At 34.2% G+C, this 19,147-nt stretch carries 25 protein-coding genes and 2 pseudogenes; 8 read left to right on the forward strand and 19 right to left on the reverse strand.

Annotated features, from left to right (window positions below; genetic code table 11):
- Window positions 1–669 precede the first annotated feature (669 nt).
- The gene (locus ABH960_RS26560; protein ID WP_078205660.1) at window positions 670–885 is read left to right on the forward strand and encodes a spore germination protein; all 216 of its coding nucleotides are present in this window, start codon (window positions 670–672) and stop codon (window positions 883–885) included.
- A gap of 152 nt (window positions 886–1,037) precedes the next feature.
- Here ABH960_RS26560 and ABH960_RS26565 read toward each other — a convergent pair whose 3' ends face one another.
- The 4 genes and pseudogenes from ABH960_RS26565 to ABH960_RS26580 all read right to left on the reverse strand — a co-directional run bounded on the left by ABH960_RS26565 (window position 1,038) and on the right by ABH960_RS26580 (window position 2,235).
- Entirely contained in the window at window positions 1,038–1,373 is a 336-nt protein-coding gene (locus ABH960_RS26565; protein WP_016093844.1) for a hypothetical protein, read from the reverse strand.
- A 308-nt stretch (window positions 1,374–1,681) separates the two neighbouring features.
- Window positions 1,682–1,895, reverse strand: a pseudogene (locus tag ABH960_RS26570) (hypothetical protein).
- Window positions 1,892–2,086, reverse strand: coding sequence for a hypothetical protein (locus tag ABH960_RS26575; RefSeq protein ID WP_113937361.1), 195 nt, complete (start codon window positions 2,084–2,086; stop codon window positions 1,892–1,894). Before ABH960_RS26575 ends, ABH960_RS26570 begins: the two are co-directional and overlap by 4 nt.
- Window positions 2,077–2,235: a hypothetical protein gene (locus tag ABH960_RS26580; protein WP_181777931.1), complete on the reverse strand. Its 159-nt coding sequence runs from the start codon at window positions 2,233–2,235 to the stop codon at window positions 2,077–2,079. Before ABH960_RS26580 ends, ABH960_RS26575 begins: the two co-directional genes overlap by 10 nt.
- Window positions 2,236–3,035: 800 nt before the next feature.
- Between ABH960_RS26580 and ABH960_RS26585 the strand changes: the two genes are divergently transcribed.
- On the forward strand, window positions 3,036–3,599 hold the full coding sequence (locus tag ABH960_RS26585) for an excalibur calcium-binding domain-containing protein (protein ID WP_078205658.1): 564 nt from the start codon (window positions 3,036–3,038) through the stop codon (window positions 3,597–3,599).
- 143 nt (window positions 3,600–3,742) lie between these two features.
- Window positions 3,743–4,207: a hypothetical protein gene (locus tag ABH960_RS26590; protein WP_016093847.1), complete on the forward strand. Its 465-nt coding sequence runs from the start codon at window positions 3,743–3,745 to the stop codon at window positions 4,205–4,207.
- A 217-nt stretch (window positions 4,208–4,424) separates the two neighbouring features.
- Here the strand turns inward: ABH960_RS26590 and ABH960_RS26595 are convergent, their stop codons facing one another.
- Window positions 4,425–4,559: a hypothetical protein gene (locus ABH960_RS26595; RefSeq protein ID WP_002016520.1), complete on the reverse strand. Its 135-nt coding sequence runs from the start codon at window positions 4,557–4,559 to the stop codon at window positions 4,425–4,427.
- Between the two features lie 247 nt (window positions 4,560–4,806).
- Between ABH960_RS26595 and ABH960_RS26600 the strand changes: the two genes are divergently transcribed.
- Together ABH960_RS26600 and ABH960_RS26605 are read left to right on the forward strand one after the other, a co-directional pair.
- Complete coding sequence (locus ABH960_RS26600; RefSeq protein ID WP_002069374.1) at window positions 4,807–4,920, forward strand: YjcZ family sporulation protein; 114 nt, start codon at window positions 4,807–4,809, stop codon at window positions 4,918–4,920.
- A gap of 549 nt (window positions 4,921–5,469) precedes the next feature.
- Complete coding sequence (locus ABH960_RS26605) at window positions 5,470–5,583, forward strand: YjcZ family sporulation protein (protein WP_113937363.1); 114 nt, start codon at window positions 5,470–5,472, stop codon at window positions 5,581–5,583.
- 100 nt (window positions 5,584–5,683) lie between these two features.
- On the opposite strand, the gene ABH960_RS26610 is transcribed toward ABH960_RS26605, so the two are convergent.
- The 3 genes from ABH960_RS26610 to ABH960_RS26620 all read right to left on the reverse strand — a co-directional run bounded on the left by ABH960_RS26610 (window position 5,684) and on the right by ABH960_RS26620 (window position 8,067).
- Entirely contained in the window at window positions 5,684–6,109 is a 426-nt protein-coding gene (locus ABH960_RS26610; RefSeq protein ID WP_002017095.1) for a DUF4879 domain-containing protein, read from the reverse strand.
- Between the two features lie 1,027 nt (window positions 6,110–7,136).
- A complete protein-coding gene (locus tag ABH960_RS26615) occupies window positions 7,137–7,463 on the reverse strand; it encodes an ArsR/SmtB family transcription factor (RefSeq protein ID WP_219303817.1) in 327 nt (108 codons plus the stop codon).
- A gap of 409 nt (window positions 7,464–7,872) precedes the next feature.
- Window positions 7,873–8,067, reverse strand: coding sequence for a hypothetical protein (locus ABH960_RS26620; RefSeq protein WP_404449480.1), 195 nt, complete (start codon window positions 8,065–8,067; stop codon window positions 7,873–7,875).
- A 406-nt stretch (window positions 8,068–8,473) separates the two neighbouring features.
- Between ABH960_RS26620 and ABH960_RS26625 the strand changes: the two genes are divergently transcribed.
- Together ABH960_RS26625 and ABH960_RS26630 are read left to right on the forward strand one after the other, a co-directional pair.
- Complete coding sequence (locus ABH960_RS26625) at window positions 8,474–8,935, forward strand: hypothetical protein (protein ID WP_219303816.1); 462 nt, start codon at window positions 8,474–8,476, stop codon at window positions 8,933–8,935.
- A gap of 743 nt (window positions 8,936–9,678) precedes the next feature.
- The gene (locus ABH960_RS26630; protein ID WP_328024918.1) at window positions 9,679–10,092 is read left to right on the forward strand and encodes a hypothetical protein; all 414 of its coding nucleotides are present in this window, start codon (window positions 9,679–9,681) and stop codon (window positions 10,090–10,092) included.
- Between the two features lie 72 nt (window positions 10,093–10,164).
- Here the strand turns inward: ABH960_RS26630 and ABH960_RS26635 are convergent, their stop codons facing one another.
- From ABH960_RS26635 to mntA, 3 genes are all read right to left on the reverse strand, one after another.
- Window positions 10,165–10,380, reverse strand: a complete 216-nt coding sequence (locus ABH960_RS26635; protein WP_400496996.1) for an alpha/beta-type small acid-soluble spore protein — start codon at window positions 10,378–10,380, stop codon at window positions 10,165–10,167.
- Window positions 10,381–10,617: 237 nt separating this feature from the next.
- Window positions 10,618–11,031 carry a type VII toxin-antitoxin system HepT family RNase toxin gene (gene hepT, locus ABH960_RS26640; RefSeq protein WP_404449389.1) on the reverse strand — a complete coding sequence of 138 codons (414 nt, stop codon included), beginning with the start codon at window positions 11,029–11,031 and terminating at the stop codon, window positions 10,618–10,620.
- Window positions 11,021–11,428, reverse strand: coding sequence for a type VII toxin-antitoxin system MntA family adenylyltransferase antitoxin (gene mntA / locus ABH960_RS26645; protein ID WP_404449391.1), 408 nt, complete (start codon window positions 11,426–11,428; stop codon window positions 11,021–11,023). The genes hepT and mntA overlap by 11 nt, the downstream gene beginning before the upstream one ends.
- A 409-nt stretch (window positions 11,429–11,837) precedes the next feature.
- On the opposite strand from mntA, the pseudogene ABH960_RS26650 reads away from it, so the two are divergent.
- A pseudogene (locus ABH960_RS26650) lies at window positions 11,838–12,377 on the forward strand (immunoglobulin-like domain-containing protein); the annotation flags it as partial.
- A 271-nt stretch (window positions 12,378–12,648) separates the two neighbouring features.
- Here the strand turns inward: ABH960_RS26650 and accA are convergent.
- The 8 genes from accA to ABH960_RS26690 all read right to left on the reverse strand — a co-directional run bounded on the left by accA (window position 12,649) and on the right by ABH960_RS26690 (window position 19,144).
- Window positions 12,649–13,644, reverse strand: a complete 996-nt coding sequence (gene accA, locus ABH960_RS26655; RefSeq protein ID WP_404449393.1) for an acetyl-CoA carboxylase carboxyl transferase subunit alpha — start codon at window positions 13,642–13,644, stop codon at window positions 12,649–12,651.
- Window positions 13,641–14,498, reverse strand: a complete 858-nt coding sequence (gene accD / locus ABH960_RS26660) for an acetyl-CoA carboxylase, carboxyltransferase subunit beta (RefSeq protein WP_404449396.1) — start codon at window positions 14,496–14,498, stop codon at window positions 13,641–13,643. Before accD ends, accA begins: the two co-directional genes overlap by 4 nt.
- Window positions 14,499–14,568: 70 nt before the next feature.
- Window positions 14,569–14,919, reverse strand: coding sequence for a DUF4260 domain-containing protein (locus tag ABH960_RS26665; RefSeq protein ID WP_404449398.1), 351 nt, complete (start codon window positions 14,917–14,919; stop codon window positions 14,569–14,571).
- Window positions 14,920–14,976: 57 nt separating this feature from the next.
- Entirely contained in the window at window positions 14,977–16,344 is a 1,368-nt protein-coding gene (gene accC, locus ABH960_RS26670) for an acetyl-CoA carboxylase biotin carboxylase subunit (protein ID WP_404449400.1), read from the reverse strand.
- Window positions 16,345–16,356: 12 nt separating this feature from the next.
- The gene (gene accB / locus ABH960_RS26675) at window positions 16,357–16,842 is read right to left on the reverse strand and encodes an acetyl-CoA carboxylase biotin carboxyl carrier protein (protein WP_404449402.1); all 486 of its coding nucleotides are present in this window, start codon (window positions 16,840–16,842) and stop codon (window positions 16,357–16,359) included.
- Between the two features lie 193 nt (window positions 16,843–17,035).
- Entirely contained in the window at window positions 17,036–17,419 is a 384-nt protein-coding gene (acpS, locus tag ABH960_RS26680) for a holo-ACP synthase (protein ID WP_404449404.1), read from the reverse strand.
- A 17-nt stretch (window positions 17,420–17,436) separates the two neighbouring features.
- Window positions 17,437–18,642, reverse strand: a complete 1,206-nt coding sequence (locus tag ABH960_RS26685) for an FAD-dependent monooxygenase (protein ID WP_404449406.1) — start codon at window positions 18,640–18,642, stop codon at window positions 17,437–17,439.
- Window positions 18,632–19,144: a 3-hydroxyacyl-ACP dehydratase FabZ family protein gene (locus ABH960_RS26690; protein WP_404449408.1), complete on the reverse strand. Its 513-nt coding sequence runs from the start codon at window positions 19,142–19,144 to the stop codon at window positions 18,632–18,634. The genes ABH960_RS26685 and ABH960_RS26690 overlap by 11 nt, the downstream gene beginning before the upstream one ends.
- Between the last annotated feature and the right edge of the window lie 3 nt (window positions 19,145–19,147).

Here is a 19,147-nt window from a genome sequence, read left to right on the forward strand (position 1 = left end):
AAGAATGAAGCAATTTCGGTTCGTTAGAACCTTATATGCATCTGTCCGCTAGTAGGCGTTGGTGACAGTTTCTTGCTTACCACGTTCCGATTGACTTAGCTATACATATATCCTTAGGTGCTTGCTTTAAGCCTGTTATCTTTACACCCTCATCGTTAGATGTTCCGAATTTCGTATCCTTTACTCTTACTTTTCGGTAGATAACGTCATCATTGACGACATACAAATTTCTATTGTATTAATAATTTAGACCCGTACATTCGCAAGTTCGCCAGTCCGTTATTTTAGACATTCTCACCATAGATATTTTGTAGCATCCCGACCTATCCATTACCATATGATTTCTCACTTAGGTTTTGTTCAGCCGACTTCACCTAGCTTCATACAATTTGTGACTACTATCACGCCTTGCATGTAGGAGTATTAGATAAGTAGTTTCAGCTCAACCTGACGGCTTTCATTCCTACTTTCAGTCAAACAGTTGTTGTTATCAAATTGATAACCCTCCTACTTCGTGTTTGCACACTTATGAGGAAACGTGTCGCACAAAGGATTATTTTATTAGGTTTTCTAACATCCCTCATTTTAAAATTTTCAGATTCAGATGAACATCTAGACTCATAGACCATATTCTAATTTAAACGCTTCCTAAGAAAGCAGGTGAAACTGATGCCATCTATTGTTGGAAACATGGTTGTACAAAATAGTAACGGTTCTTTCAACTTAGGTGATTTTTATAACGTCTCTCCAAAGGAAAATACAAAAGCTTATAATGGTTCAGGCTCATCCAATGTTGCTTTTGTTGCTAATACCTTTAGTGGTGTTAGTGCGACAAACACATTTGATGCTGATGTTGCAGACCAAAACCAAGTTGGAACAGCATAAATTTATTCATTTCCCTCTACCTCCCTGAATAAAACTAAAAATCACGTCAATACTGTAGCTAGGCTTTTAAGCAGCCGGAAATCTCTTATGTGTAACCGTACTAATCGAGATCTCCTTCAAGACTGAGCAGTTAGCTTTTGCTAGCTGCTCTTTTATTTTAAATCCGGTTCATATTTATGCTTCTTCTGTATAAAGATCTCGTGAACCAGTTTCACGCAAAAATCTACGGCATCCTCATCACTTGTAATATTTGCACCAATGTTGGCATTCTGAAGTTCTTTTATATCCCGTACCATTTGAGTTTTCGGTATCTGCGTCTCTAACATTTTTCGAATTACTTTAGATTGACTCCCCCCATCGTATTCACACAGAAACTCAATCTCACTCCATAACTCAGTTGGTAAAGTTAACGATACTTTTCTTGTTACACCGATCGCTTTACGTCCTGCTCCTTCTCTTTTCCCACCACGATTGTTTTGTCCAGTCATTATATATATCTCCCCTTTAATTAAAGTTACTTTATTCAAAAATATCCCTTGCATTGGATACAATCAATTAATTTTAGTTACTTTATTCAAATAGAGTTCGACAAAATGAAATTTTCATTACATTAATCCCCGTATAACATTTCCGGTCCTGCTAACACTATAACTGTAACTTAACGTTACACATCCTAACTTGCAGGGCCTAATTTTCTTTTGTACAACAAGCAGTTAGCTAATTAAGCTGATTGCTTTGTTGAGCCGAATGAAGGATTTATAAAAAGATTTCTCAACACCTAGCGTTTGGAAATATATTACCTATTATGGTAATCCGTTGGTAATCCTATGATTTCTATAGCTTCTCTCTCGGACTTCGCCTCAAGCCAACGACGCTTCCACTTTTCGTCTTTGTCATAAAACTCTAATGAGTACGTCATAACGCTATTACGCTTCAAAAATTTGTCCGCTGTACTTGTTGCAGTATAATCAAAAATTTCGACTATATCCCTCCCGTGGTAGTTGTTTCATGCCCCTAACCCCATTGGACGAGATTTAATTTTGTTCTTATCTGCCTGATCCATGATTAATGTGGCGATTTCTAGTTGATTCCTTCCTAGCCCTTTTGCTATTTCAAGAATATCTTTATCCTCATCCCACACTTCTCGTAATTGAATCACTTCGCTTTCATCAAACACTAGGTCCAATCCTTCTAAAGCGATATATCGCCTCTTATTTCAATGATTTTGTATCCTGGATAGCGATTGGGAGTAATGTACTCAATCGCTTTTTCTTTTGCTTCTTTTTCATTTCTTCCTTCCTTCCATACCCATGAAGGAAGGAAGACTTTTGATTGATTTTTATCTAACATAGGCTTTCACTCCTTGTTTAATTAGAAGAAACGACCATGTTATAATAGAGGGACAAAATATTGTGTCGTTTCATGAAATAGCTAATTAGGGGTAATCGACTGTTTTTATTTTCTCAATAACGATTATTCAATAAATCTGTTAACATTTAATTACCGATATGTGTATCAACCAGCCTGTGCATCTGCACAGGCCTTTTACTATGCTAATTTTAGTTAGCGGATGCATTTTTCTCACCCTTTATGATGCTTCGCACATCAGAATAGTTCATAATTCCGTAACACATGCATACGAGTTATCGTGTTAAAATTAAGCCATTCTCAAGAAGTAATTCTTATTTACTCGACAATTCTTTTACCCTGTTTAAAGCCTTGCCCCCTGCGAGGCTTTTTTATTTAGCTAAAGTAATATGTTTATGTGCTTCCTCTACCTTATCTGCGCTGTTATGTAACCCTTTAGCTCTTAAATCTCGTATCATTTTGATTAGGTTTGCTATTTCTTCTTTGTCAGGCTGCTATTTATCCATCACTTTTCATCCTTCATAATCCGTTTGTCTATCCGATCCATCAGGTAAATGAATCCTGCAATTCCGATAACTAGTACCAGTATCATAAAATACGAGAATGTACTTCCTTCCATTTTCTAGGGATAAAATTATGTGAAGATTGTACCAAATTAACCAATGAGGGCTACGGCTCTCTTTTTTTATTTCTAATCGACAAAATATGACAATATACGGATAATTATTTTGATAAGATTGTCCAGAAATATTACATTTTATATATCTTGGAGGAATTAAATTATGAGCAAGAAATTATTAATGGCTTTAGCATGCAGCGTGTTACTTATGGGATTGGCTGCTTGTGGTTCAAGTGATAAAGCAAGTACATCAGAAGAACCAAAACAAGAAACTAAAAAAGAAGATGAACAAAAGAAACTAGATGAGCAAAAACAGGAAGACGAACAAAAGAAAATAGAAGAACAGAAAAAAGCCGAAGAACAAAAAGAAGTTGAAGAGCAGAAACGATTAGAAGAACAGAAAAAGGCTGAAGAGCAAAAGAAATTAGAAGAACAACGAAAACAAGAAGAGGCTCAAAGACAACAGGAAGAACAAAAGAAACAACAAGAAGCAGCTCGGGCAAAAGAACAGGAGCAACAAAAAACTACTGCTAATACAGCACCTCAGCAACAAGCTGTACCTAAACAAGAGAAAGTACACTTTGCAAACTGTACAGATGCAAATAATGCCGGTTACTATGATATAACTCCAGATAGCCCAGCTTATGCTTCACATTTAGATCGCGATGGCGATGGCGTGGCTTGTGAACGAAATAAAGGACATAAAAAATCTAGTAAAAAACATTAGATTTATGGTTAAGCACTCTTGTGAGTGCTTTTTTTATTCTCATTCGACAAAATATAACAAAATACAAATAACTTGTTTGCTACCATGAGATAAGAAATCTTACATTTCAGCTTATATAACTAATACATACTGGGGGTAACACAATGAAACGCAGATTACTTACAGCATTAGCATGTAGCGCCTTACTTATGGGATTATCCGCTTGTGGTTCAAATGAGAAGACTGCAACTGAATCTAAACCTAAACAAGAAGCTAAAAAGCCTGAACCGGTTACTACAACTTCACTTATTAGCGAGTTCAAGAAAGCTGGTATAGAAGCTGAAAATGCTACGGATCTACCACAAAAAGAGTTCGGTAACATGCGTAAAGATGGTAAACGAATCCTAATTCCTAAATTAGGTGAGGATAAAGGTGGCCGTGTGTTTGAATTTAGTAAGAAAGAAGATTTAGAAAAAGCTAAGAAGTACTATGATGAGCTAGGAAACTCAGCTCCAATGCTTTTCTCACATACATATGCTAAGGGGAATTTCCTTTTACAGATGAATGGCGATATGAAAGATGAAGAGTTTAATAAGTATAAAGAAGTTATGGATAAAGTAGTGAAGTAAATAGCGGCACTCGAAAGAGTGCTTTTACTATTTCTCAATACTCGAAATTATCTAACGTGGTAAAATAATAATTGGATTGGCATCCAATACCATATTACGTTGGTTCAAATCGCAGGAAGGCACCTTAGGGTGTCTTTTTTTTATAAGAAAACCCCCAAGCATTTATATACTTAGGGGCTTATCGATTGAAAGGTAAAACTGCTTACAATTCCTTAAATTAAGAACAAAGTGGGATTACTCCTAAACCAATTAATAGAGCTGCAGCAAACGCTGGAATTGGTACAGGAATCTGGATACCTTCTACAACTAAGAAGTATTGTCCACTTACTACTTGGAAACAAACTAATTGCATGGTTATTCCTCCCTTCTGTTAGGATTAATACATTATATTAAATAATCTTATTATTGATATAATTAAATAGTCTGTTTTTATTAATATATGCGATTTATTAATATTCAGGAGAAGTGCCTTAGATTGGCTTTCTCTTTTTTTCAAAAGAACTTGCTCCATTAATGCATAAAAACATAAAGTAAATTGAATCCGTTAAAATACATGAGTGACCTCTTGTTTTATCCTCTTATCTAAAGGAGGAACTATTATGGGCTTTGGTGGAAGTTGTGGTGGTGGTGGTGGCGGCTTCGCTGGAGGAGTTGCTTTACTAGTTGTATTATTTATTCTATTAATAATAGTTGGAGCTAGCTGCTTCTGCTAAACAAACTATCGGAAAAGACACTCTTATATGGGTGTCTTTTCTTTATGCATTAAAAAGCCCACCTATTTCCGTAGGTGGACTTTATCTTTATTACACAATACCAAATTATACTCTCATTTTTTCGTAAACTTTATGCAATTATACATATTTGTAAAAAATTACACTAAATAAATATTACATGTAGTAAAATATAAATTGTGGACACGTTCTATAAAGCAGATTCTCCGATTAGAAGGCGTAACACATCTCAACCATATAGATGTGGCGTTGCTTTAATCTAGCCAAACAAACGATCTCGATTCTCTTGTATTTGTACACTAACAATCTGGTAAAAATAAATGATTCTGTTTTATAGGATGTGTTTACTTAATGTCCAATACATATTATTAAAAGTAAAGTGGTTCAAGTCGGAGGAAGGCACCTTAGGGTGTCTTTTTTTATTTTCAAAAGGACCTGCTCAATTAATCCGTAAAAACATAGGGTAAAGTGAACCCGTTAAAATACATGAATGACCTTAATTTTCCCCTCCTACTCAAAGGAGAGATTAAAATGGGATTTGGTGGTAGTTGCGGTAGTTGTGGCGGCGGCTTTGCTGGAGGCTTTGCTTTATTAGTTGTACTATTTATTTTATTAATCATAGTTGGAGCTAGCTGCTTCTGCTAAACAAACTATTGGAAAAGGCACCTACATAAGGGTGCCTTTTCTTTATGAAAATCTCCACACAAGGTGCAGGAATTTTCATGCTACGAATATATAAAACTAATTATTTAATATATAATGAAGTGCGCCACGTATCTCTTGGATAATTTATTGAAGTCTTTTGATATTCAAAAGTCCCTTCTTGATGATTTGATGCGTCCCATTTATATTCCCAACCTACAATAGGATTACCACCAATTATTTGTGAACCAATACTTTTCACATCAAATCCATTCATTTTGGCAAAAGGAAACTGGCCATATCCTATTTCTTTTGTGTAAACATATAAGTAACTTCCCCCATGATCTTTAGTTGTACTAAAACTATTAGGATTAATGTATTCAACTCCACCCAATTGTGATTCTACTTTTACTACACTTAAAGAAGTTAGAGGTGCTGCTGGTCCTGCTGATGCCTCCGATGCCATTCCTAACCCAACTACCGCCGCCACCGCTAATGATGATATCCCTAATGTAACTTTTTTAAACATATAAACATCCCCTTGTTTTATAATAAGTACAAGTTTGATATTAGCAGAAATTTATAAAAATATCCCTTATTTTGAAAACGTTAACAAATTCTACTTTTTTCGATATGCAATTTAGCATATCGATTGACATACAGAATAATCCATCTACTACTTTTGATATAAAAACTATTTTCAAATTTAATACTATTAACTCACTAAATTCTCATAAAAAGACTGGTCGTCTATACAATGTTTTGGTAAAATATAGGGAACTTTTAAGAAGGAAAAGCTAATATACATCGACTAAATAATGTAAAGAAAATGTTTTATTGCATAAAAAAAAGGCTCCATTGCTGGAGCGCTCAAAAAATAATATAAGTAAATGAATTAAAACAAATAACAGACAATTAAACTATATAGATAAAACTTCAATAAATCTATATATATGCAATATTACATATAAAAATCCTATTTATTGATGCTATAATAAGCTTACTCGATGATTGTTATATTTTTAAGTAATACAATACCTTCTTAACACCAATTGTACAAGGAAAAGAAGACATCTTAATCGATGTCTTCTTTTCTTATATGATAACAACACAATAAAATTAAGATGGTTCAAGTCGGAGAAAGGACACTCAAATGAGTGTCCTTTCTTTAACAATATTCAGGTTCATATAACTCGTATAACTGTCCACCGTTTATAACAGTTCCTTGTGAACTACTCGCCACTTAGCAAAGCTTAAAGTGGGAGCTTCTCAGTTCCACGACGAAAGTACCCTTTCGTCTCCCTGAGCGTTACTTCGGGGTGTTCCACCCCTAGATGTCCAACGCTTGGACGCTCTTTTGGCACGGTTGATATTTTACGCAGGAACCGAATGGCTTGGTTTTCGCACTCTATTTTCTTCCTGCAACCTCATATATCAAGTTATCAAAGAACTTCATATAGCTAGTTTATCAAAAGTTTTTGGCTATGCCAAACCGAAATTCATCTCCCACCTACCGTTGGGCTACGCCCTTCACACGCTTGAGGAAGGGGAATTCGTTAAAGAAGAGAACTTTTTTGCTTATTATTTCCCCACAAACCTAAAATTCCTACAATCTGACGAGCCTTAGCATTATCTATATAATAATGCACCTCTAACCCTCTTCTTTCTGCACGGAGTACGGTTCTCCTTAATTTTGATAGATGCTGTGAAACAGTAGATTGTGGGAGTCTTAATATTTCCGTTAACTGCGTAACATTACACATTTTATGGTGCATTAATTCATTTACAATTTGTAATCGAACCGGATGTGCCATTACCTTTAAAACATCTACGTCTTCTTCGCGGATTTCAGATAGATCTCTATCAGATACTACTGTTTTCATTTCGCATTCTCCTTTATTATTAATTTCTATTTTCCTATTATCCTTATAAGTAGTACTTATAGATGATTACCATTTGTCCTGTTGAGAAAATATATTCTCTTTTTAAAACAAAAAGGTTACCTATCCTGAAAACAGTTTTTCACATAACTTTGAACTATGATTAACTCACTTTCCTAAGCAAAAGTATTTCTTCTATCCCTTGTTTAAAGCAAATAAAAAATTCTGCTTATGCCTTCCCGTCCTGAAAAATTGATAGGCAGTATTCCCCATCTCACACTCTACAAAATAATCATTTTATTTCTCAATATGAATCCCTGGAATTAAAATACCAAAAATGGTAATATGAAGTCACCTTCAGTTGTCAATTGTGTCCCTTTTTGAAAGGCCCTGTCTAAAATGACAAGGCCTTTTAAATTTCCTTAAATATCCTTTCTATTTCGCTTTTTTTTGATTTTGAATGGTTTCTTTTACAAGTTTTAAATAGATTTACTAATAAACCTGGTGTAGACTCTAACTCCTGCTTCTGCTTCTGCTTCATATTCTCTTCTGTTACAGTACTTACAAACTCCCACAGTACTTGTGCTCTAATTGTTCTGCAAATCATTTCTCACACATTTCAAATGTTTTTATCTTCTTTTTGAACACCGTCCTAATTTAATACTTTTCTTTCCTGTTAATGACTAAATCAAAATTATTAGCTCTTGTCAGTAGATTCCAATATTATGTATAATAACATTACCTTTTTACCAATAAACGGTAATGAAGAGATGATACAAGTAAATAAACCAAATGTATCATCGATATATTAAAGGATCTATTCAATGTACATTCAGATACATATTTAGGATTTAAAACCATGGAATCTTATGTACAGATTAAATTACTACAAGATGGAAGAATGGTAGCAAATGTACTCAGGGAAAAAGAACATTCAATTTGCTTAATGTCATATAACTACTTGATGTGACAACTATTAAACAAATTGAAAAGATACTCAAGGGGGATTTTATATGAAAAAATTTGGTAAAGTATTATTAATGGGAACATTGGCTCTTGGTAGTTTAACAGCAATGAATATAGAAACACCTAAAGCTCATGCCGATGGAGCGAGCGAATATTGTCGTTACATTTGTGGCCCTAGCGAAACAGTGAACAATTTCACGATTCAATTACACGCTACGGAATACGGATTTGGACAAAATGTCATTGCAAAAGTTACAAATAATAGAGCTGAAAGTGTGAATTACAAAGTTGCTATCGAAAAACAATATGAAACTGGCTGGGGCTATTATGAAACTTGGTTCAATTGGAACTCTATGTTACCAGCTGGTTCAAATGAAGAAATAGTTACTTTCTCAGGCAATGGCGAAGATATTGGGGATGCAGGCACATTCCGTTATAAAGTTGAAATTACGAATGCTGACGGATCTGTTGACACAATTTACACAGCGCCAATGACATTAGTTAATTAAATATTTGCATTGACAAACTAGATTATGAAAGGAAGGATTACACCTTCCTTTTTTTATATTTTAAAATTAAAAACGTATCCCCTCTTACATTTACCTATATAAATCTAAGAAACAAATAATTCAAAAGGAAAAATAAAAATACTACAACAAAGAATTTCCACTTGTTTCTTTTCGTTGGTTTTCTAGCATGTTGTATATAAAAAAACAAGGCAATACCTGCCATAGTAAATAAAAAAATTTGATAATAATCAATCATCTGTAATCTCCCTCCATACCAAAAATAAGAAGCCTCTTTTTGAGAGACTTCTTATTTTTAATACAAACGACATACTTAGGCTAAATATACACAATAAGATTAGGATGCTAAACCTTATTGCAGCTTTATTATAACATATAACCTCTTATTTCGTTTAATAATTCCGAATTATAAAACTTTATAAACAATTGATTGTTTATTTACATACAATGAATGCACAATAAAAAAACAACAAAATATTCACTTATAGAACCAATGTATGTAAAAACCAGCTACCATCACATTCATAGTTTTGAAAAGTTGTTCTCTACTTCTTTAGAATACTTTAAACTTCGGATAGATTACCTTATATCGACATCTTATGTATGCAAAATTACATATTAAATCTCATTGAAAATCATTCTCGTTGTAACTATAATGGTTTCAAGAGGTGATATTTTCACTTCGTTTTCAAATCTCACAATATATTAAAGGAGGAACTAGCATTATGAAAAAAGTTATTTTAGCAGGGGCACTAGGAATTGCAGTACTATCAGGTATGAACTTACCAGGAGCAGAGGCACCAAAAGCGAGTGCAGCAACTACGAATTTAGAAATTCAAGAAGTTACAAAATATTACTCTATGAGTTCTTATGAAGTGTCCCAAAAGGAAACATTTAATCTCAATAAAGGAGAAGAACTTACAGTCTTTGTACAAAATTCTGGGTTCCCAATTTCTTATACGGTCTTTGATGCAGATAACCAAGTAATTGGCACCTACAATGCTAATTCACCATATGGCCGCGTATTCAAAGCACAAAAAGACGGTAATATTTCTGTACAATTTCAAGCAGGTGCAAATTCTTCGTACATGAAGAAGATGAATTTCACAGCTAAATTTGCAGTTTCTAAGCTTAACTAACAATCAAAATTTCATTATCCTCTTTCAAAAAATTAAAAAGGTATATCCCTTCAACAGGATATACCTTTAACTTTAGTGAATTTTATATTGACCAGATAATTGCTCTTGCGCCATACGCACTAAACGTTTGGTAATTTCTCCACCTACTGAACCATTAGCTCGTGCTGTTGAATCCGGTCCAAGTGTAACACCAAACTCCTGAGCAATTTCATACTTCATTTGTTCAATTGTACTTGCTGCAGCTCCTACCAAAATCTCGTTTGAATTATTATTTTCGCGAATTTGCATTCCTTACACTCCTCCACTGATTTTAGTAATAGTATGTTTCATTCACAGCAAAACATGTAAATAATCTCCAAAACAAAAAAGACACCTTAAGATGCCTTTTTTCAATATGTTCATGTAACGCTTAATTTGTTTTTAATTGTTAAAGCAAGTAAAGGGTCCACTGAAGTACTTTTCTCCTCATGATATAAAGTTACTACAATGTTCTCCAATGTAATCATAGTTCAAAGATCTGTGCTTTTATAAGTCTAGAATTCCCATAACTTCTTTCGTAAATAGCTTAAAGTCTTTTAGATGTTTTTCAATAATTTGACGAACAATATCTAAGTTTACACTTTGATAATCATGAACAGCAATATTACGAAATCCAACCATCGCCTTTAACTTATTTGCTAGCTCTGCGCTAAGTAATCCTGCTGTAACCAACAAATCAAAAGCCTCTCGACTAGATTGGGGTAGTCCTAATTTTTTTCCTGCAACAATATGCATTGCTAAATCAATACTCGCTTCACAAGCCCTTTGTATATTCAATATTATTGAATCTTGCTTTGTGTAATCTTCCAGATTTTCAGGGGCATTTCCATACACATCTTGGATTCTTTTTATACAACGCTCTATTGTTGAGATTTTATTTAAAATAACCTCATTCTTCATATATAGAACCTCTTTTCTTTATTTCATCGAATACTATCTTGCGTTCCTCATTCAATTTTGAATACATTTTTAAAGTTTTCATTTCAAAAATAATTCTTCGTTCTTCATCAGAACAAAATATTGTCTTACCTGTATGTATAATCTGAGCTTGAAAAACTGTAGAAGCTTCAGATAAATCAACTAAATCAACATCTCTATGAACAATGTTAGCTAACTCCTGTGCTAATAAAAAACGTTCATAGTTCCCTACAGTTGTGTCACTTAAATAAGCTATATCAATATCACTATCTTCCCGTTCTCTGTTCTCTGCCGTTGATCCAAACACAATTATCCAATAGGGATTTACCGTCTCTTGTAATTTTTCTATAATAGCTGTTATCATGCTTTGAAAAATCATTTAATTCATCCCCTTATTATACTTGAATTTTATTATATCATAACCATTATATAACCTTTTCAGCTACATAGTATAAAACTTTAAGAAAATTAAAAAGCCCTCCTCATGAGTTAACATTTCCCTATCTGTCTAACAATTAAGACAGCTTCCTACTATCTCTTTTCCGCAGCCAATTCATCTCCCACCTACTCACTTCGCGTTCCTTGAGGAAGGAGTCTTCTTGGCTAAAATGATAAAATCTATTTTTAACGTGTTTCGTTTAATTGGTAAAATTATGAGTCCTATATTACAGGCATTATCTAAAAGTAAAGTTATTTAAATAGAAATAAAAAAAGCTGTCTCAATTAAGGACCGGTACTTTTTTATTTAACTTTATATTATTTGTCGAGCAACACTGCCTATGATTCATTCCTATACTGTAATTGATACGAAATATATTACCACTAAACAAACTGTAACTGTGAAACAGAAAGTTGAGCCTAAAGATGAAGTAACAGTTTTAACGGTACCTGCTGAAGTAATTATCAATATGGGTGATAATTACAACCCACTTGCTGGCGTTAAAGCTATCGATAAAGAAGATGGCGATATTACTTCTAAAGTAATTCATATGGGCGAAGTTGATACATCTAAAGCGGGAAATTTCGAGGTAAAGTTCCTAGTTCGTGATGCAAGTGGACATGAAATAACGGCAACACAAAAAGGAATTGTGAAAGATAAAGACACTGAAAACGGTTCTGATAATAACAATAACGACACTAATTCTGGAAACGTCTCTGATAATAGCAACAACAACATTACTAGTACTTTGGATAACAAAAAAGATACCATTAAAGAGCTTCCAAAAACAGGTGCAAGTTCAAATAATGCTACAGCAGCAGGCATATTAGTAATCCTTGCTGGTATGTTAATTACTTTTGGTCGCAAATTTAAAAAGGTAATAAAATAAGGGTACCCATTGTCTCCAATAAAAAGATTTTATTCTATTAAATACTTTCTTCATGTTCTTAAATTTTTCAAAATCCTTAGTAAATCCCTTAAAAAAGATAATGTACCTTATTTTCTTGCATGATCTCTTTATAACACAAAAAATGTAGGCTTACGCCTACCGTCATTCGTCTTCTATTAGAAAAAAGATAAAGGGAGATGTTTCATTCGAATCTCTACCAATATGATATTGAACTACTTATGCTAAGTTACTCTCCCCTACAATCAGATCCCTACAATGCGTTTAATACACGTACTTCATCACCAATAGATTCTGGAGTAGAATATTCTCCAATTTGTTTATATTTTTGATAACGTTGTTTTTGCAACTCTTTTTTTCCTAACCACATTAATTCATTTAAAGATTCCTTTAAGACCTTTTTGATTTCACCTGCCTGCTTTTTAACATTATTATGAGCGCCACCATCTACCTCAGGAATCAGCTTGTCAACAACACCTAATTCCTTTAAATCATACGCCGTAACTTTCATTGTTTCAGCTGCTTGCTTTGCTTTTGAAGCATCTTTCCAGAGGAGCGCTGCCGCACCTTCAGGAGAAATTACCGAATAAGTTGAGTTCTCAAGCATATGGAGATGGTTACATACTCCAATTCCCAAAGCCCCCCCACTACCTCCTTCTCCGATTACTACACTAATTACGGGTACAGTTAAAGCTGCCATCTCAAAAAGGTTATTTGCGATAGCTTGGCTTTGCCCTCTTTCTTCAGCAGCTTTTCCTGGATAAGCTCCCTTTGTATCAATGAAGGTGATAATAGGACGTTGGAATTTTTCAGCTTGTTTCATAAGTCTAAGCGCTTTTCTATAACCTTCAGGATGAGGCATACCAAAGTTTCGATATATGTTTTCTTTTGTATCTTTTCCACGTTGGTGCCCAATCACAGTTACTGGTACACCCTCAAATCTAGCAATACCACCAACCATGGCTGGATCATCTCCATATGAACGATCCCCATGTAATTCTAAGAAATCTGTACATATTTCTTGAATATAGTCAAGGGTAGTTGGTCGATTAGGATGTCGTGAAACTTGCACTCGGTCCCAAGGCTTCATTTGTTGATAAGCCTCCTTCTGCAGTATACACAACTTGTTTTCTAATTTTACTAATTCTTCAGATAAATCAAATCCTGTCGTTTCCATATACGTTCTCAAACTTACTATTTTTTCTTTTAATTCTACTATTGGAAGTTCAAAATCCAAATAATTTTTCATTGTATTCTTCCCCCTGAATGCAGTCTTAAAACAGTTGTTAACGTACTACGTATTTGATCTCTTGGTAGAATTTTATCTAATTGACCATGTTTTAATAAAAATTCTGCGGTTTGAAATTCATCTGGTAATTTTTCACGGATTGTTTGCTCAATAATTCGTCTTCCAGCAAAACCAATTAATGCTCCTGGTTCTGCAAAATTATAATCACCTAAAGAAGCAAAACTAGCTGATACTCCCCCTGTAGTTGGAGATGTCATAACCGAAATGAACAGATTCCCAGACAAATCTAACATTTTAGCAGCAGAACTTGTTTTTGCCATTTGCATTAAACTTAGAATTCCTTCTTGCATCCTAGCTCCTCCACTTGCCGTAAAGATAATAAAAGGATGCCCTTTTTCTAAAGCAAATTCTATCGCTCTTGTAATTTTTTCCCCTACCACAGACCCCATACTGCCCATTCGGAATCTTGTATCCATAACTGCTACAGTTACTCTATGCCCTTGAATAGTCCCCTCCCCTGTTACTATCGCTTCTTTAAGGTCTGTTTTCTTTTGATCAGATTCTAATTTTTTTTCATATCCAGGAAAACCAAGAGGATTATTTGAAGTCATGCGCTCATCGTATTCCACAAAACTATCTTGATCCAATAAAGATTCAATTCTTTCTAATGCACTCATCGGAAAATAATGATTACACTCTACACAAACCTTTAAATTTTTACGCAAATCTTTGCTGTATATAATTTTTTTACACTTTGGACACTTGACTACTATTCCATCAGGAACATCAGACATTAATTGTGCAGCTGATACTGCCGAATCATTCTTTTTTCTTGGAATTAATTCTCTAATCACAACTTTTCCTCCTATTTATTAGCTAACAAAACTTAGGAATTCATTCTAATTAAACGAAAAACTCGCATCATTATACTTTTGTAAGATGGTTTGTTTTAAATCCAGCCTGTGTATACTTCAATCCATATCCTATAGTTCGATCCATTGCTATATGAGCTGTCCAGATAATTCCCAATGTTAAAATCCAATCTTGATTTGTATACAATCCAATTGCAAGTACAGCAATAGATACTACGTACGTGTGAAAGAAGTTATAAACACTTGCCCCTATCTTTTGATTTATTGTATAACCGATCATACCAATGTCAGGTGCAAGTATTAATGCTAAAAACACCCACCAATTAAGCCCAAAATAACTGTATAAATAAATAGTTGTAACTAAAACGATCAACCCTTCTGTTTGTAGCAGTACTTTATTCACTTTTAATCTCCTCCATAATGAAAATGATTTATAAAATATTTACTGTAAGTCTATTTTTTAAACACTTTGTAGCTCTTTCGTTTTCAAATCATGTAACTCTAAAAATTTAGTATTAAAATCACCCGAAATGAATGTTTTATTACTTAAAAGATTTAAATGAAAAGGAATAGTAGTTTTAATACCAACAACATGAAATTCTTTCAGTGCTCTTTCCATACGTTGAATTGCTTCTTCTCTCGTTTCTCCATGCGTAATAACTTTAGCTACCATAGAATCGTAATAAGGGGGAATACTATAGCCAGCATACACAGCTGAATCTATTCGTACCCCATATCCGCCTGGTGGAAGATATTCTTTAACAGTTCCAGGTGACGGCATAAAATTCTTTTCTGGATTTTCTGCATTGATGCGACACTCTATGGCCCAACCATTAAACTTCACATCATCTTGCTTATATCTTAATTTCCCTCCAGAAGCAATTCGAATTTGTTCTTTAATTATGTCGATACCCGTTACCATTTCAGTAACTGGATGTTCAACTTGAATTCTTGTATTCATCTCCATAAAATAAAATTTATTCTCTTTTAAATCATAGATAAATTCGATGGTACCAGCGCCTGAATAATTAACAACTTGAGCTGCTTTTACCGCTAGATTGGCCATCTCTTCTCTCGCTTCCATCTTGATACCGGGTGATGGTGTTTCCTCTACCAATTTTTGAAGTCTTCTCTGGATCGTACAGTCCCTTTCGCCTAAGTGAATTACATTACCATAACCATCTGCTAGAATCTGAATTTCAATATGACGAAAATCTGTAATATACTTTTCTAGATATACATTTGGATCTCCAAACGCCGCTTTCGCTTCTTGCTGAGTAAGACGAATGCCATCAACTAATTCTTTACTATTTTGAGCAACTCGGATTCCTTTCCCTCCACCACCAGCAGTGGCTTTAATAATAACTGGGTATCCAATTTCTTCTGCTATCTTAATTCCATCTTCTACGCTTTTAATAATTCCATCTGACCCTTTGGTAACAGGTACACCAGCTTCAATCATGGTTTTTCTTGCAACATCTTTTGTACCCATTTTTCTAATAGTCTCAGGAGTTGGACCCACAAATATAAGGTTACATTCTTTACAAATTTCAGCGAAATCAGCATTCTCCGCTAAAAATCCGTACCCTGGATGAATCGCATCACATTGTGTTAGTTTTGCTACAGAAATAATATTAACTGTGTTCAGGTAACTTTCTTTTGCAGAAGCTGGACCAATACAATGAGCTTCATCTGCTAGGTGGACATGAAGGGCATCTCTATCAGCCTTAGAGTACACTGCTACTGTTTTAATTCCCAATTCTCTTGCAGAACGAATAATCCGAACTGCTATTTCACCACGATTCGCAATTAATAGCTTCTTAATCAATTACAATCACCCCTACTTTTCCCTTACCAGAAACATTGGCTGATCATATTCTACAAGATCTCCATTGCCAACCAATACCTCTACAATTTCCCCTTGTACCTCTGATTCAATTTCATTAAATAGTTTCATAGCCTCTACAACACAAACAATCGTTCCTTTATCTACTTTTTGTCCCACTTTTACATATGAATCTGCTCCTGGAGAAGAGGAACTGTAAAAAGTACCAACCATTGGAGAAGTAATTTCATACAAATCTTCTTTCACATTATTTCCTTCTACTTGTTTCAATTCTTCCACTTGATTTGTGCAAGCAACTTCTGTTACCAGATTTTCTAACGGAAAAGATTCAACGTTCTTCTTTTCCGTTTCAATGTACTGCACATTTTTTTTCCCATTTCTTTTGAGACGTAACTTTATGTCTTCTGTCTGATACTCCAACTCATCAATAGAAGATTGATGAAGTGCGTCTATTAACTTTTGAATTTCAATAATCTCCATTCTTTTTTCTCCCTCTTGATCATTTGATAATATGTATTCAAATGAGAAAATCCGGATTTTCATTTTCTCTGTTGTATTTATGTCAGAAATTACTTATATAAAATTAAGTATATATAGCTATAAATAAGGTATTTCCACTTCCTGAATCGATAGATCATTCTTTCTCAAAAAAATGGAACTACCCTACTTATATTTATGCTTCTGTTAATACTACAACAGATGAAGCCGTAGTTTGCGTATGCGTAATACTTACAAATATATTTATTCCGCTAGGCAAAATCCCTTTTGTCTTCTCAGATAAATAGAAAACTGGTTTCGCACTTTTATCACTTAATATCTCCCCATCATGAAAGCCAAATGTTCCACAAATACCTGTGCCAATTGCTTTAGACATGGCTTCCTTCGCACTAAACCTTCCGGATAGCCATTCCATCTTTCTCTTTTTTTGTTTTATGGAATAAAACTGTTTCTTTTCAGCTTCAGTAAGGATTTGATTCACAAGTGATTCAGGTCGTTTATCATACATTGATTCAATTCTATTTATTTCAACTGAATCTATTCCAATGCCATAGAACATACATGCCCCCTCCTCAATTAGTTCTCTAATGCAATTCCATACTGTACGGGACTCATCATTTGATATTTCAATGGATGGTTGTCAAGCATTTTCATTTTTATTATTCTGTCTTTACACTCTTGATCAGTTTTTGCTGCTAAACTATTTTCTTGTTCTTCCTGAAATTTTGACACAAACGCTACATTTTTCTTTCTTTTTTCTTCAAATTCTGCAAATATGCTGCACTTTAAAGGCTCTGCCTGCACACCTGGAGCTTGTAATCCCTGTATAATGAATGGTGCTAACTCCACTGCATCTTGCATCGCAACATTCACACCTTGCCCTAAAACCGGAGACAAGGTATGTGCTGCATCCCCAATTAAAATCAATCCATCTCTAGACCACTTAGGTACAAATGTAGAGAAGATTTTCAGCAAAGTAGTATCTTTCCAACTGTTAATGTGTTCCTGAATTGCACTTTCCAGTTTTGGTTCTAACGAAATAACTTTCTTTTTAAACATTTCTAATCCTTGCGTATGTGTCTCAGAAATCCCATTAAGTTCTATATACGTACCGATTCTTAAAAGGTTAGGATAAGTAGGCAAGATAATTAAATGATCATTTCGATCAACTTTAATAATATTTGCTTCTTTCCATCCCTTTGGCTTCGGAACCTTAAACCAGACAAGATCACGTTGATATTCCTGTTTTTCAAACTGAAGTTTAGATAACTTTCGAATTGTGCTAAATCTCCCATCCGCTCCAACGACTAATTTACTTTTAATTTTTAGAATTTCAGATTCTTTTTTACAAATAACCCCATTAACTTCTCCAAGTTCATTTTCAATTAACTCTATGCAACTTGTATCATTCAGATATGAAAAGTTTTTAAATTGATTTGCTTCCTTCAAAATATTATTTAATATTGTGGGTTGCGGAATATCAATTCCATACTTTTGTTCATGGTCAAAATTTTTAAAATCGATACTTAAAAGTTTTTCATCTTTGTCATACATCAAAAGTTCCTGTACCTTCAAATATTGGTCATCAGGAATTTTATCCAACAGACCCAGCTGTTTTAAAATCGATACAGATCCAGGTGCAATTGTTTCTCCTCTAAAATCTCTTTTCAAACTAGCACTTTTTTCTATAACAAGTACGTCAATTCCAGACTTCGCCAGTAAGTAGCCTAATAATGCTCCACCAGGTCCACTTCCCACAATCACGACATCTTTAGTTAACATTTTTTGTCCCCTCCTTACTTGGTAGATAAAATACTAATTCACCCTTTGCAACTCTTCCATTAGTGTCAGCAAAACTGATAAGTGCACTCGCTGTATAGTAATTACCTGTATTTTGTGTAAGTCTCACTCGAATTTTAAGAGAATCACCTGGCTTCGCTTTGTTATAGAAAGTAAAATTATTCGTCTTTACCAAGTAGCCCTCTTGTTTAGAATCGGAGTCTTCATTAAACTTAAATTTATTTTGTTTATACGTAGTAAGAATTAGGCTTGCTTGTGCTGCCATCTCTACCATCAATACCCCAGGGAGTATAGGATTCTTTGGAAAATGTCCTTTAAAATATGGTTCATTATGTGCCAAATGTTTTAAACAAATAATTTCCTCATCACTCACGGTTACAATCTTGTCTACGAATATGAACGGTGCTTCTTGAAGTAATACTTCATTAGGATTAACCATCCACTCTTCTACATCAACTTTTACCCTTACTTTTACAGATGACATATG

It is taken from the genome of Bacillus sp. RC252, assembly GCF_044909215.1.
Classification (GTDB): Bacteria; Bacillota; Bacilli; order Bacillales; family Bacillaceae_G; genus Bacillus_A; species Bacillus_A mycoides.

Bases quoted from the DNA above. Each gene is read 5' to 3' on its own strand.
- ABH960_RS26560 (WP_078205660.1), top strand. From the start codon at position 670: ATGCCATCTATTGTTGGAAACATGGTTGTACAAAATAGTAACGGTTCT.
- ABH960_RS26565 (WP_016093844.1), bottom strand. From the start codon at position 1,373: ATGACTGGACAAAACAATCGTGGTGGGAAAAGAGAAGGAGCAGGACGT.
- ABH960_RS26580 (WP_181777931.1), bottom strand. From the start codon at position 2,235: ATGTTAGATAAAAATCAATCAAAAGTCTTCCTTCCTTCATGGGTATGG.
- ABH960_RS26585 (WP_078205658.1), top strand. From the start codon at position 3,036: ATGAGCAAGAAATTATTAATGGCTTTAGCATGCAGCGTGTTACTTATG.
- ABH960_RS26590 (WP_016093847.1), top strand. From the start codon at position 3,743: ATGAAACGCAGATTACTTACAGCATTAGCATGTAGCGCCTTACTTATG.
- ABH960_RS26595 (WP_002016520.1), bottom strand. From the start codon at position 4,559: ATGCAATTAGTTTGTTTCCAAGTAGTAAGTGGACAATACTTCTTAGTT.
- ABH960_RS26600 (WP_002069374.1), top strand. From the start codon at position 4,807: ATGGGCTTTGGTGGAAGTTGTGGTGGTGGTGGTGGCGGCTTCGCTGGA.
- ABH960_RS26605 (WP_113937363.1), top strand. From the start codon at position 5,470: ATGGGATTTGGTGGTAGTTGCGGTAGTTGTGGCGGCGGCTTTGCTGGA.
- ABH960_RS26610 (WP_002017095.1), bottom strand. From the start codon at position 6,109: ATGTTTAAAAAAGTTACATTAGGGATATCATCATTAGCGGTGGCGGCG.
- ABH960_RS26615 (WP_219303817.1), bottom strand. From the start codon at position 7,463: ATGAAAACAGTAGTATCTGATAGAGATCTATCTGAAATCCGCGAAGAA.
- ABH960_RS26620 (WP_404449480.1), bottom strand. From the start codon at position 8,067: ATGATTTGCAGAACAATTAGAGCACAAGTACTGTGGGAGTTTGTAAGT.
- ABH960_RS26625 (WP_219303816.1), top strand. From the start codon at position 8,474: ATGAAAAAATTTGGTAAAGTATTATTAATGGGAACATTGGCTCTTGGT.
- ABH960_RS26630 (WP_328024918.1), top strand. From the start codon at position 9,679: ATGAAAAAAGTTATTTTAGCAGGGGCACTAGGAATTGCAGTACTATCA.
- ABH960_RS26635 (WP_400496996.1), bottom strand. From the start codon at position 10,380: ATGCAAATTCGCGAAAATAATAATTCAAACGAGATTTTGGTAGGAGCT.
- hepT (WP_404449389.1), bottom strand. From the start codon at position 11,031: ATGAAGAATGAGGTTATTTTAAATAAAATCTCAACAATAGAGCGTTGT.
- mntA (WP_404449391.1), bottom strand. From the start codon at position 11,428: ATGATTTTTCAAAGCATGATAACAGCTATTATAGAAAAATTACAAGAG.
- accA (WP_404449393.1), bottom strand. From the start codon at position 13,644: ATGAAAAATTATTTGGATTTTGAACTTCCAATAGTAGAATTAAAAGAA.
- accB (WP_404449402.1), bottom strand. From the start codon at position 16,842: ATGGAGATTATTGAAATTCAAAAGTTAATAGACGCACTTCATCAATCT.
- acpS (WP_404449404.1), bottom strand. From the start codon at position 17,419: ATGTTCTATGGCATTGGAATAGATTCAGTTGAAATAAATAGAATTGAA.
- ABH960_RS26685 (WP_404449406.1), bottom strand. From the start codon at position 18,642: ATGTTAACTAAAGATGTCGTGATTGTGGGAAGTGGACCTGGTGGAGCA.
- ABH960_RS26690 (WP_404449408.1), bottom strand. From the start codon at position 19,144: ATGTCATCTGTAAAAGTAAGGGTAAAAGTTGATGTAGAAGAGTGGATG.